The organism is Congregibacter variabilis (assembly GCF_045689235.1).
Classification (GTDB): Bacteria; Pseudomonadota; Gammaproteobacteria; order Pseudomonadales; family Halieaceae; genus Congregibacter; species Congregibacter variabilis.
The window spans coordinates 1,655,086-1,670,831 of the sequence record NZ_CP136864.1; the positions used below are offsets into that span (position 1 = coordinate 1,655,086).

The 15,746-nt window shown below is 56.3% G+C and carries 17 protein-coding genes and 1 other RNA gene; 6 read left to right on the forward strand and 12 right to left on the reverse strand.

All coding sequences use genetic code 11. The features are described from left to right. Positions 1-135 precede the first annotated feature (135 nt). Positions 136-493: RNase P RNA component class A (gene rnpB / locus R0135_RS07295), an RNA gene on the reverse strand. Between the two features lie 61 nt (positions 494-554). Continuing rightward, on the reverse strand, positions 555-1,394 hold the full coding sequence (gene rsmI / locus R0135_RS07300) for a 16S rRNA (cytidine(1402)-2'-O)-methyltransferase (RefSeq protein ID WP_407349594.1): 840 nt from the start codon (positions 1,392-1,394) through the stop codon (positions 555-557). Positions 1,395-1,463: 69 nt separating this feature from the next. On the opposite strand from rsmI, the gene R0135_RS07305 reads away from it, so the two are divergent. The 4 genes from R0135_RS07305 to R0135_RS07320 all read left to right on the forward strand — a co-directional run bounded on the left by R0135_RS07305 (position 1,464) and on the right by R0135_RS07320 (position 4,920). Beyond that, on the forward strand, positions 1,464-3,299 hold the full coding sequence (locus R0135_RS07305) for a penicillin-binding protein activator (RefSeq protein ID WP_407349595.1): 1,836 nt from the start codon (positions 1,464-1,466) through the stop codon (positions 3,297-3,299). A gap of 71 nt (positions 3,300-3,370) precedes the next feature. Continuing rightward, positions 3,371-3,727, forward strand: a complete 357-nt coding sequence (locus R0135_RS07310) for a YraN family protein (protein ID WP_407349596.1) — start codon at positions 3,371-3,373, stop codon at positions 3,725-3,727. 52 nt (positions 3,728-3,779) lie between these two features. Beyond that, on the forward strand, positions 3,780-4,322 hold the full coding sequence (locus R0135_RS07315) for a phosphoheptose isomerase (RefSeq protein ID WP_407349597.1): 543 nt from the start codon (positions 3,780-3,782) through the stop codon (positions 4,320-4,322). A 7-nt stretch (positions 4,323-4,329) separates the two neighbouring features. Next, positions 4,330-4,920 (forward strand): BON domain-containing protein, encoded by a 591-nt coding sequence (locus R0135_RS07320; protein ID WP_407349598.1) that lies wholly within the window; start codon positions 4,330-4,332, stop codon positions 4,918-4,920. A 35-nt stretch (positions 4,921-4,955) separates the two neighbouring features. Here the strand turns inward: R0135_RS07320 and R0135_RS07325 are convergent, their stop codons facing one another. From R0135_RS07325 to zapE, 7 genes are all read right to left on the reverse strand, one after another. After that, the gene (locus R0135_RS07325) at positions 4,956-5,351 is read right to left on the reverse strand and encodes a ClpXP protease specificity-enhancing factor (RefSeq protein ID WP_407349599.1); all 396 of its coding nucleotides are present in this window, start codon (positions 5,349-5,351) and stop codon (positions 4,956-4,958) included. Between the two features lie 18 nt (positions 5,352-5,369). Further along, on the reverse strand, positions 5,370-5,975 hold the full coding sequence (locus R0135_RS07330) for a glutathione S-transferase N-terminal domain-containing protein (protein ID WP_407349600.1): 606 nt from the start codon (positions 5,973-5,975) through the stop codon (positions 5,370-5,372). Positions 5,976-6,108: 133 nt separating this feature from the next. Beyond that, the gene (locus R0135_RS07335) at positions 6,109-8,139 is read right to left on the reverse strand and encodes a ubiquinol-cytochrome c reductase (RefSeq protein ID WP_407349601.1); all 2,031 of its coding nucleotides are present in this window, start codon (positions 8,137-8,139) and stop codon (positions 6,109-6,111) included. Next, a complete protein-coding gene (gene petA, locus R0135_RS07340; protein WP_407349602.1) occupies positions 8,139-8,762 on the reverse strand; it encodes a ubiquinol-cytochrome c reductase iron-sulfur subunit in 624 nt (207 codons plus the stop codon). Before petA ends, R0135_RS07335 begins: the two co-directional genes overlap by 1 nt. 286 nt (positions 8,763-9,048) lie before the next feature. Next, positions 9,049-9,441 carry a 30S ribosomal protein S9 gene (rpsI, locus tag R0135_RS07345; RefSeq protein WP_271562632.1) on the reverse strand — a complete coding sequence of 131 codons (393 nt, stop codon included), beginning with the start codon at positions 9,439-9,441 and terminating at the stop codon, positions 9,049-9,051. An 8-nt stretch (positions 9,442-9,449) separates the two neighbouring features. Beyond that, a complete protein-coding gene (gene rplM, locus R0135_RS07350) occupies positions 9,450-9,878 on the reverse strand; it encodes a 50S ribosomal protein L13 (protein WP_407349603.1) in 429 nt (142 codons plus the stop codon). A 140-nt stretch (positions 9,879-10,018) separates the two neighbouring features. Further along, positions 10,019-11,116, reverse strand: coding sequence for a cell division protein ZapE (zapE, locus tag R0135_RS07355; RefSeq protein WP_407349604.1), 1,098 nt, complete (start codon positions 11,114-11,116; stop codon positions 10,019-10,021). A gap of 155 nt (positions 11,117-11,271) precedes the next feature. On the opposite strand from zapE, the gene R0135_RS07360 reads away from it, so the two are divergent. Further along, on the forward strand, positions 11,272-11,748 hold the full coding sequence (locus R0135_RS07360; protein WP_407349605.1) for a YhcB family protein: 477 nt from the start codon (positions 11,272-11,274) through the stop codon (positions 11,746-11,748). A 50-nt stretch (positions 11,749-11,798) separates the two neighbouring features. On the opposite strand, the gene R0135_RS07365 is transcribed toward R0135_RS07360, so the two are convergent. Continuing rightward, positions 11,799-12,560 (reverse strand): Nif3-like dinuclear metal center hexameric protein, encoded by a 762-nt coding sequence (locus R0135_RS07365; protein WP_407349606.1) that lies wholly within the window; start codon positions 12,558-12,560, stop codon positions 11,799-11,801. Between the two features lie 75 nt (positions 12,561-12,635). Between R0135_RS07365 and R0135_RS07370 the strand changes: the two genes are divergently transcribed. Next, positions 12,636-13,733 (forward strand): trypsin-like peptidase domain-containing protein, encoded by a 1,098-nt coding sequence (locus tag R0135_RS07370; protein WP_407349607.1) that lies wholly within the window; start codon positions 12,636-12,638, stop codon positions 13,731-13,733. A gap of 52 nt (positions 13,734-13,785) precedes the next feature. On the opposite strand, the gene hisD is transcribed toward R0135_RS07370, so the two are convergent. Together hisD and hisG are read right to left on the reverse strand one after the other, a co-directional pair. Beyond that, on the reverse strand, positions 13,786-15,078 hold the full coding sequence (gene hisD, locus R0135_RS07375) for a histidinol dehydrogenase (RefSeq protein WP_407349608.1): 1,293 nt from the start codon (positions 15,076-15,078) through the stop codon (positions 13,786-13,788). Then, positions 15,078-15,728 carry an ATP phosphoribosyltransferase gene (gene hisG, locus R0135_RS07380; RefSeq protein ID WP_407349609.1) on the reverse strand — a complete coding sequence of 217 codons (651 nt, stop codon included), beginning with the start codon at positions 15,726-15,728 and terminating at the stop codon, positions 15,078-15,080. Before hisG ends, hisD begins: the two co-directional genes overlap by 1 nt. Between the last annotated feature and the right edge of the window lie 18 nt (positions 15,729-15,746).

A 15,746-nucleotide genomic window follows, 5' to 3' on the forward strand; every position in this document is an offset into this window, starting at 1 on the left:
AGATGCGCGAGCAGCTCAAAGGGTTGCCGTCTGCCTCACCACCGGAGATGCGCAAACAGCTCAAGAGCCTGCCGTCTGCCTAAGCAAGTCCGGGGTGGCTCTCATGAAGCTTTCGCATCATGAGGCTTTCGAATTTAGAGGAGTCGGCCGATAAGCCGGGTTCTGTCGAGAACGATCATTCATCTGGGACGAGCGTCGCCGCTCGCCTCTAGCGACCTACCCGAATCCACTGCGGGCCGCAGCCAACGGATTCCTATTTGGTCTTGCTCCAGGTGGGGTTTACCATCGCCACGCCTGTTACCAGCCGCGCGGTGCGCTCTTACCGCACCTTTTCACCCTTACCGAACACAAAGCTCGGCGGTTTCCTTTCTGCTGCACTTTCCGTGGGCTCACGCCCCCCAGGCGTTACCTGGCACCCTGCCCTATGGAGCCCGGACTTTCCTCCGTATTGCACATCAAAGACGCACAACACCGCGATCGTCTGGCCAACTCCGCGCGCAGGTTAACGACCCCATCGTAAGCGTGCAAGCGCTAAAACAGCGCCGGATCAGGAATTACTCCTGACGATGCTCCAGCAAGTAGTCATACAACTGTCGGCTTCGCACGCCGGAGTAAGACGACAAGAGCTTGGCCGCCTGCCGGGCAGGCATATGCTCCGCCATGCCCCGCAGCAGTTCTCCCAGTGCCGGCTCAATACTCACATCGGACTCGCTGCGCGCGGGCGACAACAGCAGCACTATCTCACCGCGACTCTGATTGGCATCCTCACGAACCCAATCGCAGAGCTTTGAAAGCGGTGCCCGACGAATGGTTTCAAAGCTCTTGGAGAGCTCTCGAGCCAAAGCAGCCTCACGGCCGGGGCCCATGACCTCCTGCATATCTTCAAGCGTAGCCAGAATACGATGCGGAGCTTCGTAAAAAATCAGCGTAGCGTCTTCACCCGCAAGTAACTCCAAACGGCGGCGCCTCGCCTCCCCCTTATTCGGAAGAAACCCTTCAAAAGCGAAACGGTCGCTGGGTAAGCCCGCCGCCGACAGAGCCACGATCGCGGCGCAGGGACCGGGTATCGGCACCACCTTTAAGCCCGCATCCTGCATTACCCTGACCAATCGATACCCTGGGTCTGATATCGTCGGTGTTCCCGCATCCGACACCAGGGCCACCGACTCTCCCGCGGCCACCCGAGCAACGAGCTGCTCAGCCACCGCTGGCGCACTATGCTCGTGGTACGCCACCATGCGAGCCTTAATCCCCTCGGAGCTCAAAAGCTGTCCGGTTCGCCGAGTATCCTCTGCGGCGACACAAGTTACGCCAGAGAGAACTTCCAGCGCCCGCCGGGAAATGTCACCCAGATTACCAATAGGCGTAGCAACGATGTATAGCGCCGGTTCCAAGTGCGACAAGCTTCCTTATAATGCGAACATCAGCACGGTAAATAACGTGCTCCAAGAATCGAGGATAGCATGCTGAGTTCGCCCCACTGCTGGCGTACAGGTCTGATCTGGGCACTGTGTGCCGGATTACTCGCTGCCTGCGGATCGACACCGGGAAGCCTACCGAGTCGCGCAGGATTCCCCGGGGAAGCTAACGTCCCGGACAGCACTGCTGCGCCTGCGCAAGATAGCGCCTCACTCCCTGACGCATCGATCGACTCAATGGATCGAGAGCTGTTCGCCGCGACACGCGCAGCACTCGAAAACGGCGACTGGCTGGCCGCCACTCTGGCGCTCCCCCAGATGGAGACCATAGCCAACGGTTCAGCGGAGAATCCCCCAAGCGCGGCACCCGAGACAGATGCAACAAGCTCTTTGTGGATCGATTATTACAAAGCGCGCATTGCCCTACTGCGAGGCGATACACAGAGCCATGAAATAGCATTAGCCGACCTTAAATCGCGACGCCTGCCAAACGACCTCCAGCTGGAGTTACTCTCTCATGAACTCGACTTAGCCGGAGCCAGGCACGATAGCGACGCGCAGCTAGCCCTGAGCCTGCAGTTACTGTCACTAAGTACCACGAGTATCACCGCTAACCCCGTGCTCGCCGACGCCATCTGGAGTGCAGCCCAGCAAGTCAGTCGAAGCGGAGCTACACAGCGCCCAGAAAGCAATACGGACACTCAAGCGTGGCTGGAACTGGCCGCTGCAAATGCGCTCGATGACGCGCTGGGCAGTGCCGCAGCTCTAGCTGCCTGGGAAACGCAGTACCCTGAACATATGGCCAGAACTCACGCCACTGCGCTGCGAGAGGCCGCTCTTCAGGATGCCCAGACTACAAAACTGACGCTAGTCCTTCCTCTTTCCGGCCCCCTGGCGAAGGCGGGGGAAGCAGTAAGTCGTGGCTTTATCGCCGCGTTCTTTGCCAGCCAGGAACCAGGCCTGAGCATCGACGTACTTGATAGCCGGCGCTTTGACAGCGTTAGCGATGCCTATGCCGAGGCACAGGCGAAGGGTGCAAACCTTATCGTGGGTCCCCTGGGGAAAACACAAGTACAGGAACTACTCGCCAAACAGGACCTGGCCGTGCCTGTTCTGACGCTAAATCGTCCAGAAGTTATTCAGCAAAACAACCCCAGTGCACTCCTGCTCTCTCTTGCTCCAGAAGACGAAGCGCGTCAGCTCGCGACAGACGCTTACGCGGGAGGGGCTCGTCGCGCTTTGCTCATCCGCCCCGAGGGCGAATGGGGTGACCGTATGGAAACAGCGCTGGCCCAACAATGGCGACAGCTGGGAGGACAGCTGCCCACCACCGCAATCTATGGCAAGCCCAACACCCATTCCAATGCCGTCCGTGATGCTCTGGGTCTCGGAGACAGCGCAAAGCGCAGCGCAGCCTTGCGCAGTCTGTTTTCTGAGCGAATCGAAACCACCGGCCGACGCCGGGACGACCTGGACAGTATCTTTCTCCTTAGCAAAAGCAGTGATGAAGCTCGAGCCCTCAAGCCGCTCATCAACTATCACTATGCAGGCGAGTTACCCGTGTACTCGCTCTCGACCGCCGATAGCGGCAGCGGCAACACCAGTCTGAATCGAGATCTGGGGGGCTTGCGCCTGCTGGCTATGCCCTGGCGTTTGGACGAAAGCACGCTCCCCGGGGCAGACTCCAAGAGCAGTTCCGCCGCCTTGCACGCGCTCGGTGCAGATGCCTATGCACTCGCACGACGCTGGTGGCGTATGCGCAGCACCGCTGCCCCGATGTTTTTTGGGCTCACTGCCGAATTACGCGCATCGCCTGAGGGCGTTCTGAACCGTAGATTAAATCTGGCTGAATTTAACCGAGGCGTGCTTCGCCCCCGCTGACCTAGACTTACCCCTTACGGCCCTGCCCACAGAGAAGCAGGTGTAAGCGAACGCTCACAGGGGTACAGCTGATGTTAAACGGAGATGATTTTGAAGCGCGCAGCGCTGAGTTGCTAGAGACCTATGGGCTGCAAATCCTAAGCCGGCAATATCGATGCAAGGCCGGCGAAATCGATCTCATCGCTTTTGACGAGCACCGCCTGCTGTTTGTCGAGGTCCGCGCGCGAAGTCATAGTAGCCACGGCGGAGCGGCAGCCTCGGTGAACCGGGCAAAGCAGTGTAGAATTAATCGGTGCGCAGCTTATTTCCTCAAACAACACCCGCAATGGCGCCATTTGCCATGTCGCTTCGACGTGATCGCCTGGGAACCCAGGGACGCTGCAAAAGGCCTGGAGGCACGCTGGATTCAGGCCGCATTCATAAGCTAAACAGACTCTACTGGCTAACAGCTGTGCAATCAGGTGCTCGAGCATTGCAATCATGACCGATCAAAGTTACGAGAGTATTGCCGCAAGTTTTCATCGCCGCATCGACGCTATTGCCGGAGCGGTAGACAGTATGGCCCCGGGTCTGGAAGCAGCTACGACCTTGCTTACCCAAGCCGTGCTTGAAGATCGCAAGGTACTGGTGTGTGGCTGCAAAGAAGACGCCACTTTGGCCGCACATGTGGCAGCGATCCTGAGAACACCCCCGGAGCCAGGCCCGGCGCTTCCTGCGCTAGCCTTTTGTAGCGATATTGAGGGCGGCGGCGACCAAATGTGGCGAGACCTTCGCACCCTTTCTCGAGACGGAGACATATTATTGTGCATCGATAGCCGCCCGGGAGCTGCTCTGGCCTACCGCGCAGTCGAATTTGCCGAAAAAAGAAACCTTGTGACAATTGCGATGTCAGAAACGGTGCGAGTCGACGGTGTCACCTGCATTGAACTACATACCGAAGATTCGGATTTACGCAGTGAACTTATCCTGATGTCGAGTCACTGCCTGCAAGAACAGATTAAACAAATTTTGTTAGGAGAATAAACTGACCATGTCGCGCCGCGCATCTCCAGCGACCACCCTGGGATTCCTGATCCTTACAAGCCTGCCTTTGCTCCAGGGCTGCGGGTCCATACTTGCTACCTTCGAGTCCGGTGCTATAGAGGACGATCCGGGTGAGCGCACTTTTTCCCAGCGAATCGCCGACGAATCTATCGAGACTAAAGCTGTGGTGAATCTCCATGCAGCGGATGACCGCTTTGATCAGGCGCACCTCGTAATCCAGAGCTACAACGGCTATGTACTTATTGCCGGACAGGTGCCCGATGAAGAACTCAGGCAAAAAGCCAATGACGTAGTACGCAAAATTCGTGATGTTCGGCGTATCTACAATGAACTAGAGGTGGCCGCCGCGAGCTCCGCGATGACCCGAGCGTCGGACAGCTGGATCGCCAATAAGGTAAAAACATTCCTGTTAACGAGCAGAGACACTCCTGGACTTCGCGTCAAGGTCGTCGCAGAAGACGGGGTTGTCTTTCTGCTTGGCATGGTCACGCGTGAGGAAGGCGAGCGAATCGCCGAAGAGGCCGCCGACACATCGGGCGTTCAGCGCGTTGTTCGTTTGTTTGAGTACATCGACTAGGCGCTGTCTCCCGGACCAGCGCCAGACTCGAGAGCTTACTTAACCACCGTAAGACTTGGCTTCCCGGCACGGCGAAATGGTGTGGGCTCGTTTCCACCCTCGGGCGCTGGACCGTCATCGTCTTCTTCAGGTTCGAAGGCCATACCCTGGCCATTCTCTCTGGCATAAATGCCAAGAATCGCTGCCATAGGCATAAAGACATCTGTGGGTTTGCCGCCAAAGCGACCATTGAAACTCACGCAATCGTCTGCCAGTTGCAACTCGATCACGGCAGACGGAGAGAGATTCAACACAATCTGCCCGTCTTTTACGTAGTCTTTTGGAACATCCACGCCGGGCGCCTCTGCATCTACTATGACGTGGGGCGTACAGTCATTATCGACTATCCACTCATAAAGGGCTCGCAGCAGATAAGGTCGACTCGAATTCACGGAGTTACCCGGCGGCGCCTAGAGGCGCATCTCGCGTTCCTGCTCGGTCAAGCTCTGTTGAAACGACTCGCGCTTAAACAGCTGATCCATATAAGCAAACAGTGGCTTGGACTGCTTACTGGGCCGAATATCGATTCCCAAGGTGGGCAGACGCCATAGAATGGGAGCGATGCAGCAATCAACCAGCGTGAACTCGTCGTTCATGAAGAACGGCTTCTCTGCAAAGATCGGCGCGATTGCCAAAATACCCTCACGCAACTCCTTGACCGATCGCTTCACCACATTGTCACTGCGGGAGTTTTGAATTGAATCAATCAGCGTGCACCAGTCATGCTCGATGCGATGCATGAACAGACGACTCTCGGCACGTGCCACGGGGTATACCGGCAGCAATGGGGGGTGCGGGAAGCGTTCGTCCAGATACTCCATCATCACGCGGGTTTCGTAGAGAGAAAGCTCACGGTCTACCAGCGTTGGCAAAGAGTTGTAGGGATTATGCTCGGACATCTCACGCGGCGGATGCGCGGGATCCACATCAATGATATCGGCGGTGACGCCCTTCTCAGCCAGAACAATTCGTACGCGGTGACTGAAGTGTGAAGTCGGATCTGAATAAAAAATCATGGGGGTCAATACGCCTATATGATGCTTTTAACGTGCGTTTTAGGAGGCTACCAAAACAACTGAACGGCGGCGCAGGGTTTTTGCCCCTGTTCGCCACCGCTCTCTTGGCTTATTAGCCGCTGTTAGCTTGCGGTCAGTGTACGTCTTTCCAGTACTCTCGGTTAAGTAGGGTCGCAAAAACGAAGAATATCGCGATAAACAGTAACGAATAAATGCCGATGCGCTGACGATCCGCCTTCATGGGCTCGGCAACGTAGCCCAGGAAGTTAACGAGGTCGTAAATTGTCTCGTCATACTCGTCCATGGACATGCGCCCATCTTCAACCACTTCCAGCGTACCGCAGGGGTCGCTGTGATCCGACATGGCGGTACCCGAAAGCGGGTCCATCTCGCCGTGCGATGCAGTCGGCGCACACGCCATCATACCCTGCAGTTCCAGCAATGCATGGGGCATACCGACATTGGGAAACACGCGATTGTTAACGCCATAGGGCCGAGTGGGGTCCTGGTAGAACGTTCGCAGATACGTATATAGCCAATTGGGATTACGCGCTCGGGCTACCAGAGTCAGGTCCGGTGGCGCAGCACCAAACCACACTTTGGCACGGTCGATATCCATGGCGTTATCCATCAGCGAACCCACTTTTACATCCGGATCAGCGATGATATTGCCCAGCATCAGGTCTTCAGGAATTCCCAGATCGGCCGCCACGCGGTTGTACCGCGCATATTTTAGCGAATGACAGCCCATGCAGTAGTTCATAAAAACCTTAGCACCGTTCTGCAGGGAGCTTTTATTTTCTATATCCAGCTCCACTTGATCGCAGGGCATGGTGCCGCAGTCAAAAGCCGATTCAGCGCCCACAACCTTCAAAGGAATAAAGGTCAGCGCCAGAATCAGAATCAGGCCGGCCAGGGATCCGAAGATTCCGATACCGCCGTCCATGGTTACCCGCTCAGGCACTGGCTTGGGCTTATCCATGCTCGACCAGATGGGCATGAACAGGAAGAAGCCAAAGTAAAAGATCGAGCAGATCTGTGCCAAAAACGTTCTCGCTGGTGTGGGCGACTTTACGCCCAGGACGCCAAGGATCAGGAACGACGCTACAAACAACACCAACATCACCTTGTTGAGGTTTCCACGGTAACGCCAGGATTTGGTAGGCGAGCGATCAAGCCAGGGCAGTACAAACGGAATCGCAACACTGGCCGCAAAAGCTATGAACCCCCAGAACTTATCCGGCACCGCTCGCAGCACTGAATAGAATGGGGTGAAATACCAAACTGGGGCGATATGATCCGGGGTCTTCAGGGCATTGGCTTCTTCAAAGTTAGCGTACTCAAGGAAGAATCCGCCCATCTCTGGCATAAAGAACATGATGGCGCAAAAGACAAACAAGAACACCGCAATGGCCTGCACATCGTGCACGCTGTAATACGGATGAAAACGAATGCCGTCCAGAGGAATACCGTCGGGCCCCTTGTTCTTCTTGATTTCCACACCATCGGGGTTGTTTGAACCCACTTCGTGCAGCGCAAGGATGTGCAGAACAACCAGTGCCAAAAGCACTATCGGCAGCGCTACGACATGCAGGGCAAAGAATCGATTCAAAGTGATGCCTGAAATCAGGTAATCACCGCGAATCCAGGTGACAATATCTTCTCCTACTACGGGGATTGCCCCGAAGAGAGAGATGATCACCTGCGCGCCCCAATAGGACATCTGCCCCCAGGGCAGTACGTACCCCACGAAGGCCTCCGCCATGAGCAGAACGAAGATCAGCATGCCGAATACCCAGAGCAATTCTCTCGGCTTCTTGTAAGAACCGTAAATCATGGCCCGGAACATGTGTAGGTAAACCACAATGAAGAACGCCGAGGCACCGGTTGAGTGCATATAACGCAGCAGCCAACCGTAATCCACATCTCGCATGATGTATTCCACCGATGCAAATGCTTCTTCTGCACTGGGCGTGTAGTTCATGGTCAGCCAGATGCCCGTGAGCAGCTGATTCACCAGTACCAACAGCGAAAAGACGCCAAAGTAGTACCAGAAATTAAAGTTTTTGGGCGCGTAGTACTCGCCCATGTGCGTATTCCACGCACGCGTAATGGGCAGACGCTCGTCAACCCAATCGCGTAATCCGATCAGCATGTTGGCCATCAGACTGCCTCCGCATCAACGCCAATAACTAGGACGCTTTGTGATTCAAATGAGTATGGGGGTACCACCAGGTTTGCAGATGCCGGGACACCTGAGTACACACGTCCGGCGAGATCAAACTTGGAACCATGGCAGGGACAGAAGAAACCGCCCACCCAGGCGTCTCCACCCAAATCCGCAGCACCGACTTCCGGGCGATACTTTGGGGCACAGCCAAGGTGTGTACACAGCCCCTCCACTACCAGCAGTTCCGGACGAATACTCCGCTCTTTGCTGGAAATGTACGCAGGCTGCTTTGAGATCGCGGAATCGGGATCTTTCAGATCACCGTCCACCTTATCCAGATTGGAAATCATCTCCGCAGTACGGTGAACAACGTAGACGGGCTTACCGCGCCACTCTACGACAACCATCTGACCTGGCTCCAGCTTGCCGATATCGGCCTTAACTGGCGCGCCCGCAGCCTTGGCTTTGGCGGACGGATTCCAAGAGCCGAGAAACGGCACTGCGATTCCCACAGCACCCGCTGCACCAACAGCACTCGTGGCAACCGTCAAAAAACGACGACGTTTGTTGTCGACCTCAGACTCAGCGTTTTCGCTGGCCGTTGTGGCACTGGACATATCGATTGGTCTCCTGTTTGCCTAAACCCTGACGATCTCTATAGTGATACGCGGCAGAGGCGAATAAAGTTCTACCAAAAGCCGGACAATAACGTCGCTAGGATGGCGAGATTCCGGGCGCACGAATGGTAAAGACTTTAAGCCTCTCAAACAAGGAAAGAGCGCGCTTTTTACGCCACAAACCCTTGATTTGTCTCAAAACTTGGACAAATCCACAGCATAAAAAAAGCCCGGCCGGATATTCCGGGCGGGCTTTTTTGGCGTTGCGGCCCTGCCGCAGGCCAAATTAACGCTTGGAGAACTGTGGACGCTTACGCGCTTTGCGCAGACCGACCTTCTTGCGCTCAACTTCACGCGCGTCTCGAGTTACGAATCCTGCAGCGCGAAGATTGCCACGCAGAGACTCGTCGTACTCCATAAGAGCTCGAGTGATACCGTGGCGAATCGCGCCCGCCTGACCAAAGCTACCGCCACCTTCGACAGTGACTTTAATGTCGAATTTGCCAATCAGATCAACCAGTTCCAGTGGTTGACGCACGATCATGCGAGCCACTTCCCGGCCAAAGTACTGGTCCAAAGGACGCTGGTTAACTGTGATATCGCCGCCGCCGTTGCGCAGAAAAACTCGCGCTGTAGAGGTTTTGCGACGCCCGGTTCCGTAATACTGAGTTGCGCTCATTGTTTCTCCTAGACCTGCAGCGGCTGAGGCTGCTGCGCGGCGTGCGGGTGTGCTTCGCCGGCGTATACCTTGAGTTTGCTGAACATTGCACGCCCCAGCGGATTGCGGGGCAACATACCTTTGACGGCGCCCTGAATAACACGCTCCGGCGCTTTGTCGATCAGCTTTTCGAAAGACATGGACTTCAGGCCACCGGGATAACCCGTGTGCCGGTGGTACATCTTGTCAGTGCGCTTGGCACCGGTGACGTGCACTTTCTCGGCATTGATAACGACGATGTAGTCACCGGTATCGATGTGAGGAGTGTACTCCGCCTTGTGCTTGCCGCGAAGCCGATGGGCAATTTCACTGGCCAAACGGCCCAGTGTTTTGTCAGTTGCGTCAACGACATACCAGTCGTGGCTGACTTCGCCGACTTTAGCGCTATAAGTTTTCATTGGGTTTCGCCTCAAAAGGGCCAAAAAAAGAGCGCGAATACTACTTAAACCCCGGGGGTATGGCAAGCCGGAATTTCAATAAGATTGGCAGATGGTTTTCTTCACGATTCCTGGGCGCCCTGTTCAACATGGAGCCGCACTCAAGGGCGGTGTTCCTGAGCAAGATAATCGTGGGACTGCATTTCGAACAAACGAGACTCCGTTCTCGCAAACTCGAAGGTCAGTCGCGTACCGCTGTAAAGCTCCGATGCCGGAACTTCGGCGGCGATCACGAGTTTTACGCTCCGGTCATAGAATTCATCCACCAGGTTAATAAACCGCCGACACTGGTCATCCTGCGCTGCCGTCATTTTGGGCACGCCGGAAAGGATCACCGCATGGAACTCTCTGGCCAACTCAATATAGTCATTTTGCGAACGCGGACCGTCGCACAACTCTGCGAACTCGAACCAGGCAACATCATCGGCCAGGCAGCGGCAGGTGAGGTAGCGGCCATTGATTTCTATACGCTGCCAATGCTGAATCGAATCCGGGGCGAGGCGCTGGAAGCTGTCAGTAAGGCTGGCATCCGCTGCAGGGCCCAAGGGGTGATGATAAAGCTCTGCCTGCTCCAGAGTCCGCAGGCGGTAATCAATGCCTGCATCAACGGTCAGTACTTCGGTGTGCTCCTGCAGCAAGGCTATGGCAGGCAGAAAACGTGCTCTTTGTAAGCCATTTTCGTAAAGCCCCTCCGGCGCTATATTTGACGTAGCTACCAGAGCAATCCCGCGCTGAAAGATCGCCTGAAGAAAATTGGCGAGAATCATTGCGTCAGCGATATCGCTGACAAAAAACTCGTCAAAACAGATGATCTCCGCTTCCTCGGCGAGTCGCTGGCCCAAAAGCTCTATGGGGTTCTTTTCTCCCTCTAAGTCACTGAGCTCCCGGTGCACCCGCTGCATAAATCGATGAAAATGTACTCGCAGCTTTTTTTCAAAGGGCAGGCTTTCGTAAAAAGCGTCCATCAGATAGGTCTTGCCGCGCCCTACCCCGCCCCAAAAATAGAGGCCTCGCTCGGGCTGAGAGCTTCGACGAAACCGGCGACTCAGCCGCCCTGCGAGGCTGTTGCTTCGCGCATGTCGATCAATGACTCGATCATAGAGATCCTGCAGGCGACGCACGGCCGCCTCCTGCGCGGCATCATGGCTGAAGTCATCGCGCTTGAGATCTTCTTGGTACCGCTGCCAGGGTGTCAGCACAATATCGGCGCGAGCAAAAACCTCGCGATCCTCTCATCCAGTGTTTGGGGCGCGCTACCTTACTCGTGCAGCTCCACTTTTTGCAATCTCACTATCAAGCTACTGCGTAGCAACGCTATACTTACCCCACACTTTGACCTTGCGAGGACTTGTTTGTGAATACCGGTATGGATGAACCTCTTTTCATCGCCATCGCTGGCGCTGTCATCGGCCTGATAATCGGCTATTTCACCGGACGACGCACCGCGCCAGGCAGCCAGACCGCTAGAGATCTGGGCGAGAAACTGGAACAGGCAGAGGCCGCCCGAGAGCGCTACGAAACTCGCGTGAATGCGCATTTCGCTGACACTGCAAACAAATTAAATGCACTAACGGCCAATTATCGGGACGTATACGAGCATATAGCTGGAGGTGCCTCGGAGCTGTGCTCCGATGGCGATGCCGCGCAATTTAAGTCTCTGGAGGCGCCGGTAGAGCCCGAGCACGAAACCATTGACGCAGACACCGTGGTGGTAGAAGCGCCTCGGGACTATGCAGCAAAAACCTCACCCACTGATCCCGGTGTGCTCGACGAGCGCTTTGGTTTAGACGGCGAAGAAAAACCACCACAAGACTCAACAACTCGCAGCTAACTCACACCTGAGTGCCAATGCGGGCCAAGCCCCCCCACACCCGGTGGTGCTTACACCGGGTTATCGCAATCAATGAACGTCCAATCAAGATCAAAGGTCTGCGCCACCGCCGCAGCGAGCGCCTGCACCCCATAGCGCTCCGTCGCGTGATGTCCGGCCGCCATGTAGGCGATGTTCAACTCCCGAGCCGCATGCACTGTGGGCTCTGAGATTTCCCCGGAGATGTAAAGCTGTGCTCCTGCAGCGGCCGCTTTTTCGATGTAACCCTGAGCGGCGCCGGTACACCAGGCCACTCGCTCTACACTCATTTGCGAATCGCCAATGAGCATTGGCTCCCGGCCAGTCAAGCTTCGAACCTGCTGCGCAATCTCGCCAAGTGGGGTCGCTGCGACCAATACGCCGGTGTTTCCCACCGCTTGGGGGTCCGCTAAATCCAATGCCTCAAAGTTTTGGAAGCCCATACGCTGCCCCCACTGAGCGTTGTTTCCCAGCTCCGAATGCGCGTCTAACGGTAAGTGATAGGCCAGTAGGCTCATATCCGCGGACAATAAAGTATTGATACGCCGGCGCTTCATACCCACTATCTCGGCACTTTCGCCGCGCCAAAAATACCCATGATGAACCAGCAGTGCGTCTGCGCCCCAGGCAACAGCGGCATCCAGCACAGACTGATTTGCAGTCACGGCAGCCGCAAGGCGGCGAACATTCCCCCGGCCTTCGACCTGCAAGCCGTTTGGGCAGTAGTCTTTAAAACGCGCGGATTCCAGCGTCGCATCACAATGTTCTACCAAATTTTTAAGCTGTACCGGCATGTTGCTTCCCGCGGTCATGTGTATGAGGCCGAAGCATCATATACAATCGCTTTTCTTTCTGGCTAGCGAGGGCGCATGCGCGCTTTCCTGAAGTTTTTCACCTGGCCGGCTATTGCCGGCCTACTGGGCGCCGTGCTCATTCTCGAGCACTGGGTGTGGCCCCCGGCGAATCCTGGCCGGGAAGCGGTCGTGCGCGATAGTTTTCGCCAGGCGGTAGCCAGCGCCACGCCTTCTGTTGTGAACATTTACACCGAGAAACGCGTCAGCGCGGGCGGCAGTCGCATGCTCAACAATCCCCTTATGCCCATCCCCCGGGGAGTACCTCGACAACGGGTAGAGCGCTCCCTGGGCTCCGGCGTCATCATGCGCGAGGATGGCTACATCCTCACTAACAACCATGTCATCGACGGCGCCGATGCAATTCAGGTTCTGCTCAGTGACGGACGCTCCGCAGCAGCACAGGTTGTCGGTCGCGACCGAGCTACTGATCTTGCTGCGCTTAAAGTTGATCTGGATGGCCTGAGCGCAGTAACCATAGCCAATTCAGACCTGCTTTCTGTGGGTGATGTGGTGCTGGCTATTGGTAACCCTTTGGGCTTCGGACACTCCGTCACCCAGGGCATTGTGTCGGGGCTGGGTCGCTTTGGACTCAACCCGGGGACCTACGAAGGCTTTATTCAAACGGACGCGGTGATTCATGCGGGTAACTCCGGAGGCGCGCTCGTGGATGTCAGCGGCGCGCTAGTTGGCATTAACAGCTTAATCTACACGTCTACCGACGGCAGCAATAACGGCATGGTCGGTATTGGCATATCGCTGGCAATACCCTCCAGCTTCGCTGAATTTGTGATGGACGACTTAATTCGCTTCGGACGCGTCATTCGAGGCTGGCTGGGCGTACAGGTAGAGCAGTTAGCCGGCGATACTTTGGGCGAGCAGCGCCTGCTGGTGCGGGGCGTGGCCCCTGGGGGACCAGCGGATCGCGCAGGACTTCAGTCCGGCGATATCATCACGCACTTTAATGATGAAGCGATCGACGATGTGCGCCTGGCGATGTATGAAGTGTCACTGCTGCGTCCTGGCGACAAGCTGGAAATGAGCGTATTTCGCGATAACGCCACAGAAGAAATCACAGCCATTGTCGGCACGCAGCCCGATCCTGAGATCGAGTGATCTTTGACCAGCGGCGCACTTCAGCTTTGCGCCCCACAGACAGCTCTAAAACCTAGTCCACTATGCGCATGGCTGCACTACGGGCGTGCGCGGTGAGGGACTCGCCCTCAGCCAGGACTTGGGCGACGCGTGCTAAGGGAACCGCACCTTGCGCACTGCAGTGAATAATCGAACTGCGCTTTTGAAAGTCATAAACACCCAGAGGTGAAAAGAAACGCGCCGAACCCGATGTCGGTAACACATGATTGGGCCCCGCGCAGTAATCCCCAAGGGCCTCACAGCTGTGTATGCCCATAAAAATCGCCCCTGCCGCATCAATCAGCGGCAACAAGGCCTCGGGATCTGCCACCGCAAGTTCCAGGTGTTCTGGGGCGAGTGCATTACTAATGGCCGCCGCATGAGCTATGTCACGGGTTTGAATCAAGGCACCGCGTTTATCCAAAGATGCCCGGATAATGGCAGATCGCTCCATTTGCGGAAGTAATCGCTCTACCGCCGCATCCACTGCCTCAATATAGGCCGCGTCAGGACAGAGCAACAGGGCCTGCGCACTTTCGTCATGCTCCGCCTGAGAAAACAGATCCATTGCCATCCACTCGGGGGCTGCGCTGCCGTCGGCGATAATCAAAATCTCGGAGGGCCCGGCGATCATATCGATCCCCACGCGGCCAAAGACCTGACGTTTGGCTTCGGCGACAAAGCGGTTGCCCGGGCCTACGATTTTGTCCACCCGAGGAATAGCTGTCGTCCCGAGAGCCAAGGCCGCAACCGCTTGCGCACCACCCACACAGAACATCCGGTGCACGCCAGCAAGCGCCGCAGCAGCGAGCACCAGAGGATTGCGATACCCGCCAGGCGTAGGAGCTACCATAATGATTTCGGACACGCCGGCAACGCGGGCGGGAATCGCATTCATCAACACAGACGAGGGATAACTCGCTTTGCCGCCGGGCACATAAACACCCACGCGCCGCAATGGAGTGAGCCTTTGCCCCAGACGATTACCTAAACCGTCGTCGTAGCTCCAATCATCGCTCAGCTGCTTGCGATGAAAGGTTTCGATGCGCTTTGCAGCCTCGCTTAAGGCATCGCGCTGCTCCCCGGGAAGCTCACTCAGAGCGCGCTCCAACTCCTCCCGGGACACTTCGAGCTCACAGATCGCATCGACATCCAGTTGATCAAAGCGTCTCGTGTACTCCAGCAGCGCGGGCTCACCACGCCGCTCAATGTCAGCAATGATGTCAGCGACGGTCGATCTAACATCGCCGTCATCGCTATCCATGGGCACTTCGAGAGCCGCCAAAGCGGATTCAAAATCCGCCGAATCACCATTGAGGCGACGCATCAAAGGGGCCTCTTCAAGTCTGTCACCGCCGCGGCAATCGCATCGATCAGATGATTAATCGCTCCATGATGAGAGCGCAGGGACGCTTTATTGACGATCAGCCGGGAGGTGACCCGGGCAATTTCATCCAACGGCTCCATGCCATTGGCACGCAGCGTGTTCCCGGTGTCGACAATATCGACGATCATATCGGCGAGCTGCATGGCCGGTGCCAGCTCCATCGCACCATAAAGTTTGATGAGCTCAACCTGCACTCCACGCCGGGCAAAGTAATCCCGAGAAACGTTCACGAACTTGGTAGCCACTCTCAAACGTCGCGGGGGCCAGTCAAAGCCCAGAGGCGCAGCGGTCATCAATCGACAAGGAGCAATGCCCAGATCAAGAGGCTCGTAAACTCCATCGCTGCCTTGCTCAAGCAAGGTGTCTTTACCCACTACACCAAGGTCTGCTGCGCCATGACGCACATACACCGGCACATCGACTCCGCGCATGACAACCAACTGTACATCCGCCCGCGTGGTGGGAAACACCAGCTTGCGGCTCTTGCTCATATCTTCCAGAGGTTCGACCCCGGCGCGCGCCAAAAGCGGCAAAGTCTCTTTAAGAATGCGTCCCTTGGTCAACGCCAGGGTTAGTTTGCCCGTTTCCATGAAGTCAGCCCGCTACTT

Bases quoted from the DNA above. Each gene is read 5' to 3' on its own strand.
- R0135_RS07305 (WP_407349595.1), top strand. From the start codon at position 1,464: ATGCTGAGTTCGCCCCACTGCTGGCGTACAGGTCTGATCTGGGCACTG.
- R0135_RS07315 (WP_407349597.1), top strand. From the start codon at position 3,780: ATGACCGATCAAAGTTACGAGAGTATTGCCGCAAGTTTTCATCGCCGC.
- petA (WP_407349602.1), bottom strand. From the start codon at position 8,762: ATGTCCAGTGCCACAACGGCCAGCGAAAACGCTGAGTCTGAGGTCGAC.
- R0135_RS07310 (WP_407349596.1), top strand. From the start codon at position 3,371: ATGTTAAACGGAGATGATTTTGAAGCGCGCAGCGCTGAGTTGCTAGAG.
- hisD (WP_407349608.1), bottom strand. From the start codon at position 15,078: ATGCGTCGCCTCAATGGTGATTCGGCGGATTTTGAATCCGCTTTGGCG.
- R0135_RS07320 (WP_407349598.1), top strand. From the start codon at position 4,330: ATGTCGCGCCGCGCATCTCCAGCGACCACCCTGGGATTCCTGATCCTT.
- R0135_RS07365 (WP_407349606.1), bottom strand. From the start codon at position 12,560: ATGCCGGTACAGCTTAAAAATTTGGTAGAACATTGTGATGCGACGCTG.
- R0135_RS07335 (WP_407349601.1), bottom strand. From the start codon at position 8,139: ATGGCCAACATGCTGATCGGATTACGCGATTGGGTTGACGAGCGTCTG.
- rpsI (WP_271562632.1), bottom strand. From the start codon at position 9,441: ATGAGCGCAACTCAGTATTACGGAACCGGGCGTCGCAAAACCTCTACA.
- R0135_RS07370 (WP_407349607.1), top strand. From the start codon at position 12,636: ATGCGCGCTTTCCTGAAGTTTTTCACCTGGCCGGCTATTGCCGGCCTA.
- R0135_RS07330 (WP_407349600.1), bottom strand. From the start codon at position 5,975: ATGATTTTTTATTCAGATCCGACTTCACACTTCAGTCACCGCGTACGA.
- rplM (WP_407349603.1), bottom strand. From the start codon at position 9,878: ATGAAAACTTATAGCGCTAAAGTCGGCGAAGTCAGCCACGACTGGTAT.
- hisG (WP_407349609.1), bottom strand. From the start codon at position 15,728: ATGGAAACGGGCAAACTAACCCTGGCGTTGACCAAGGGACGCATTCTT.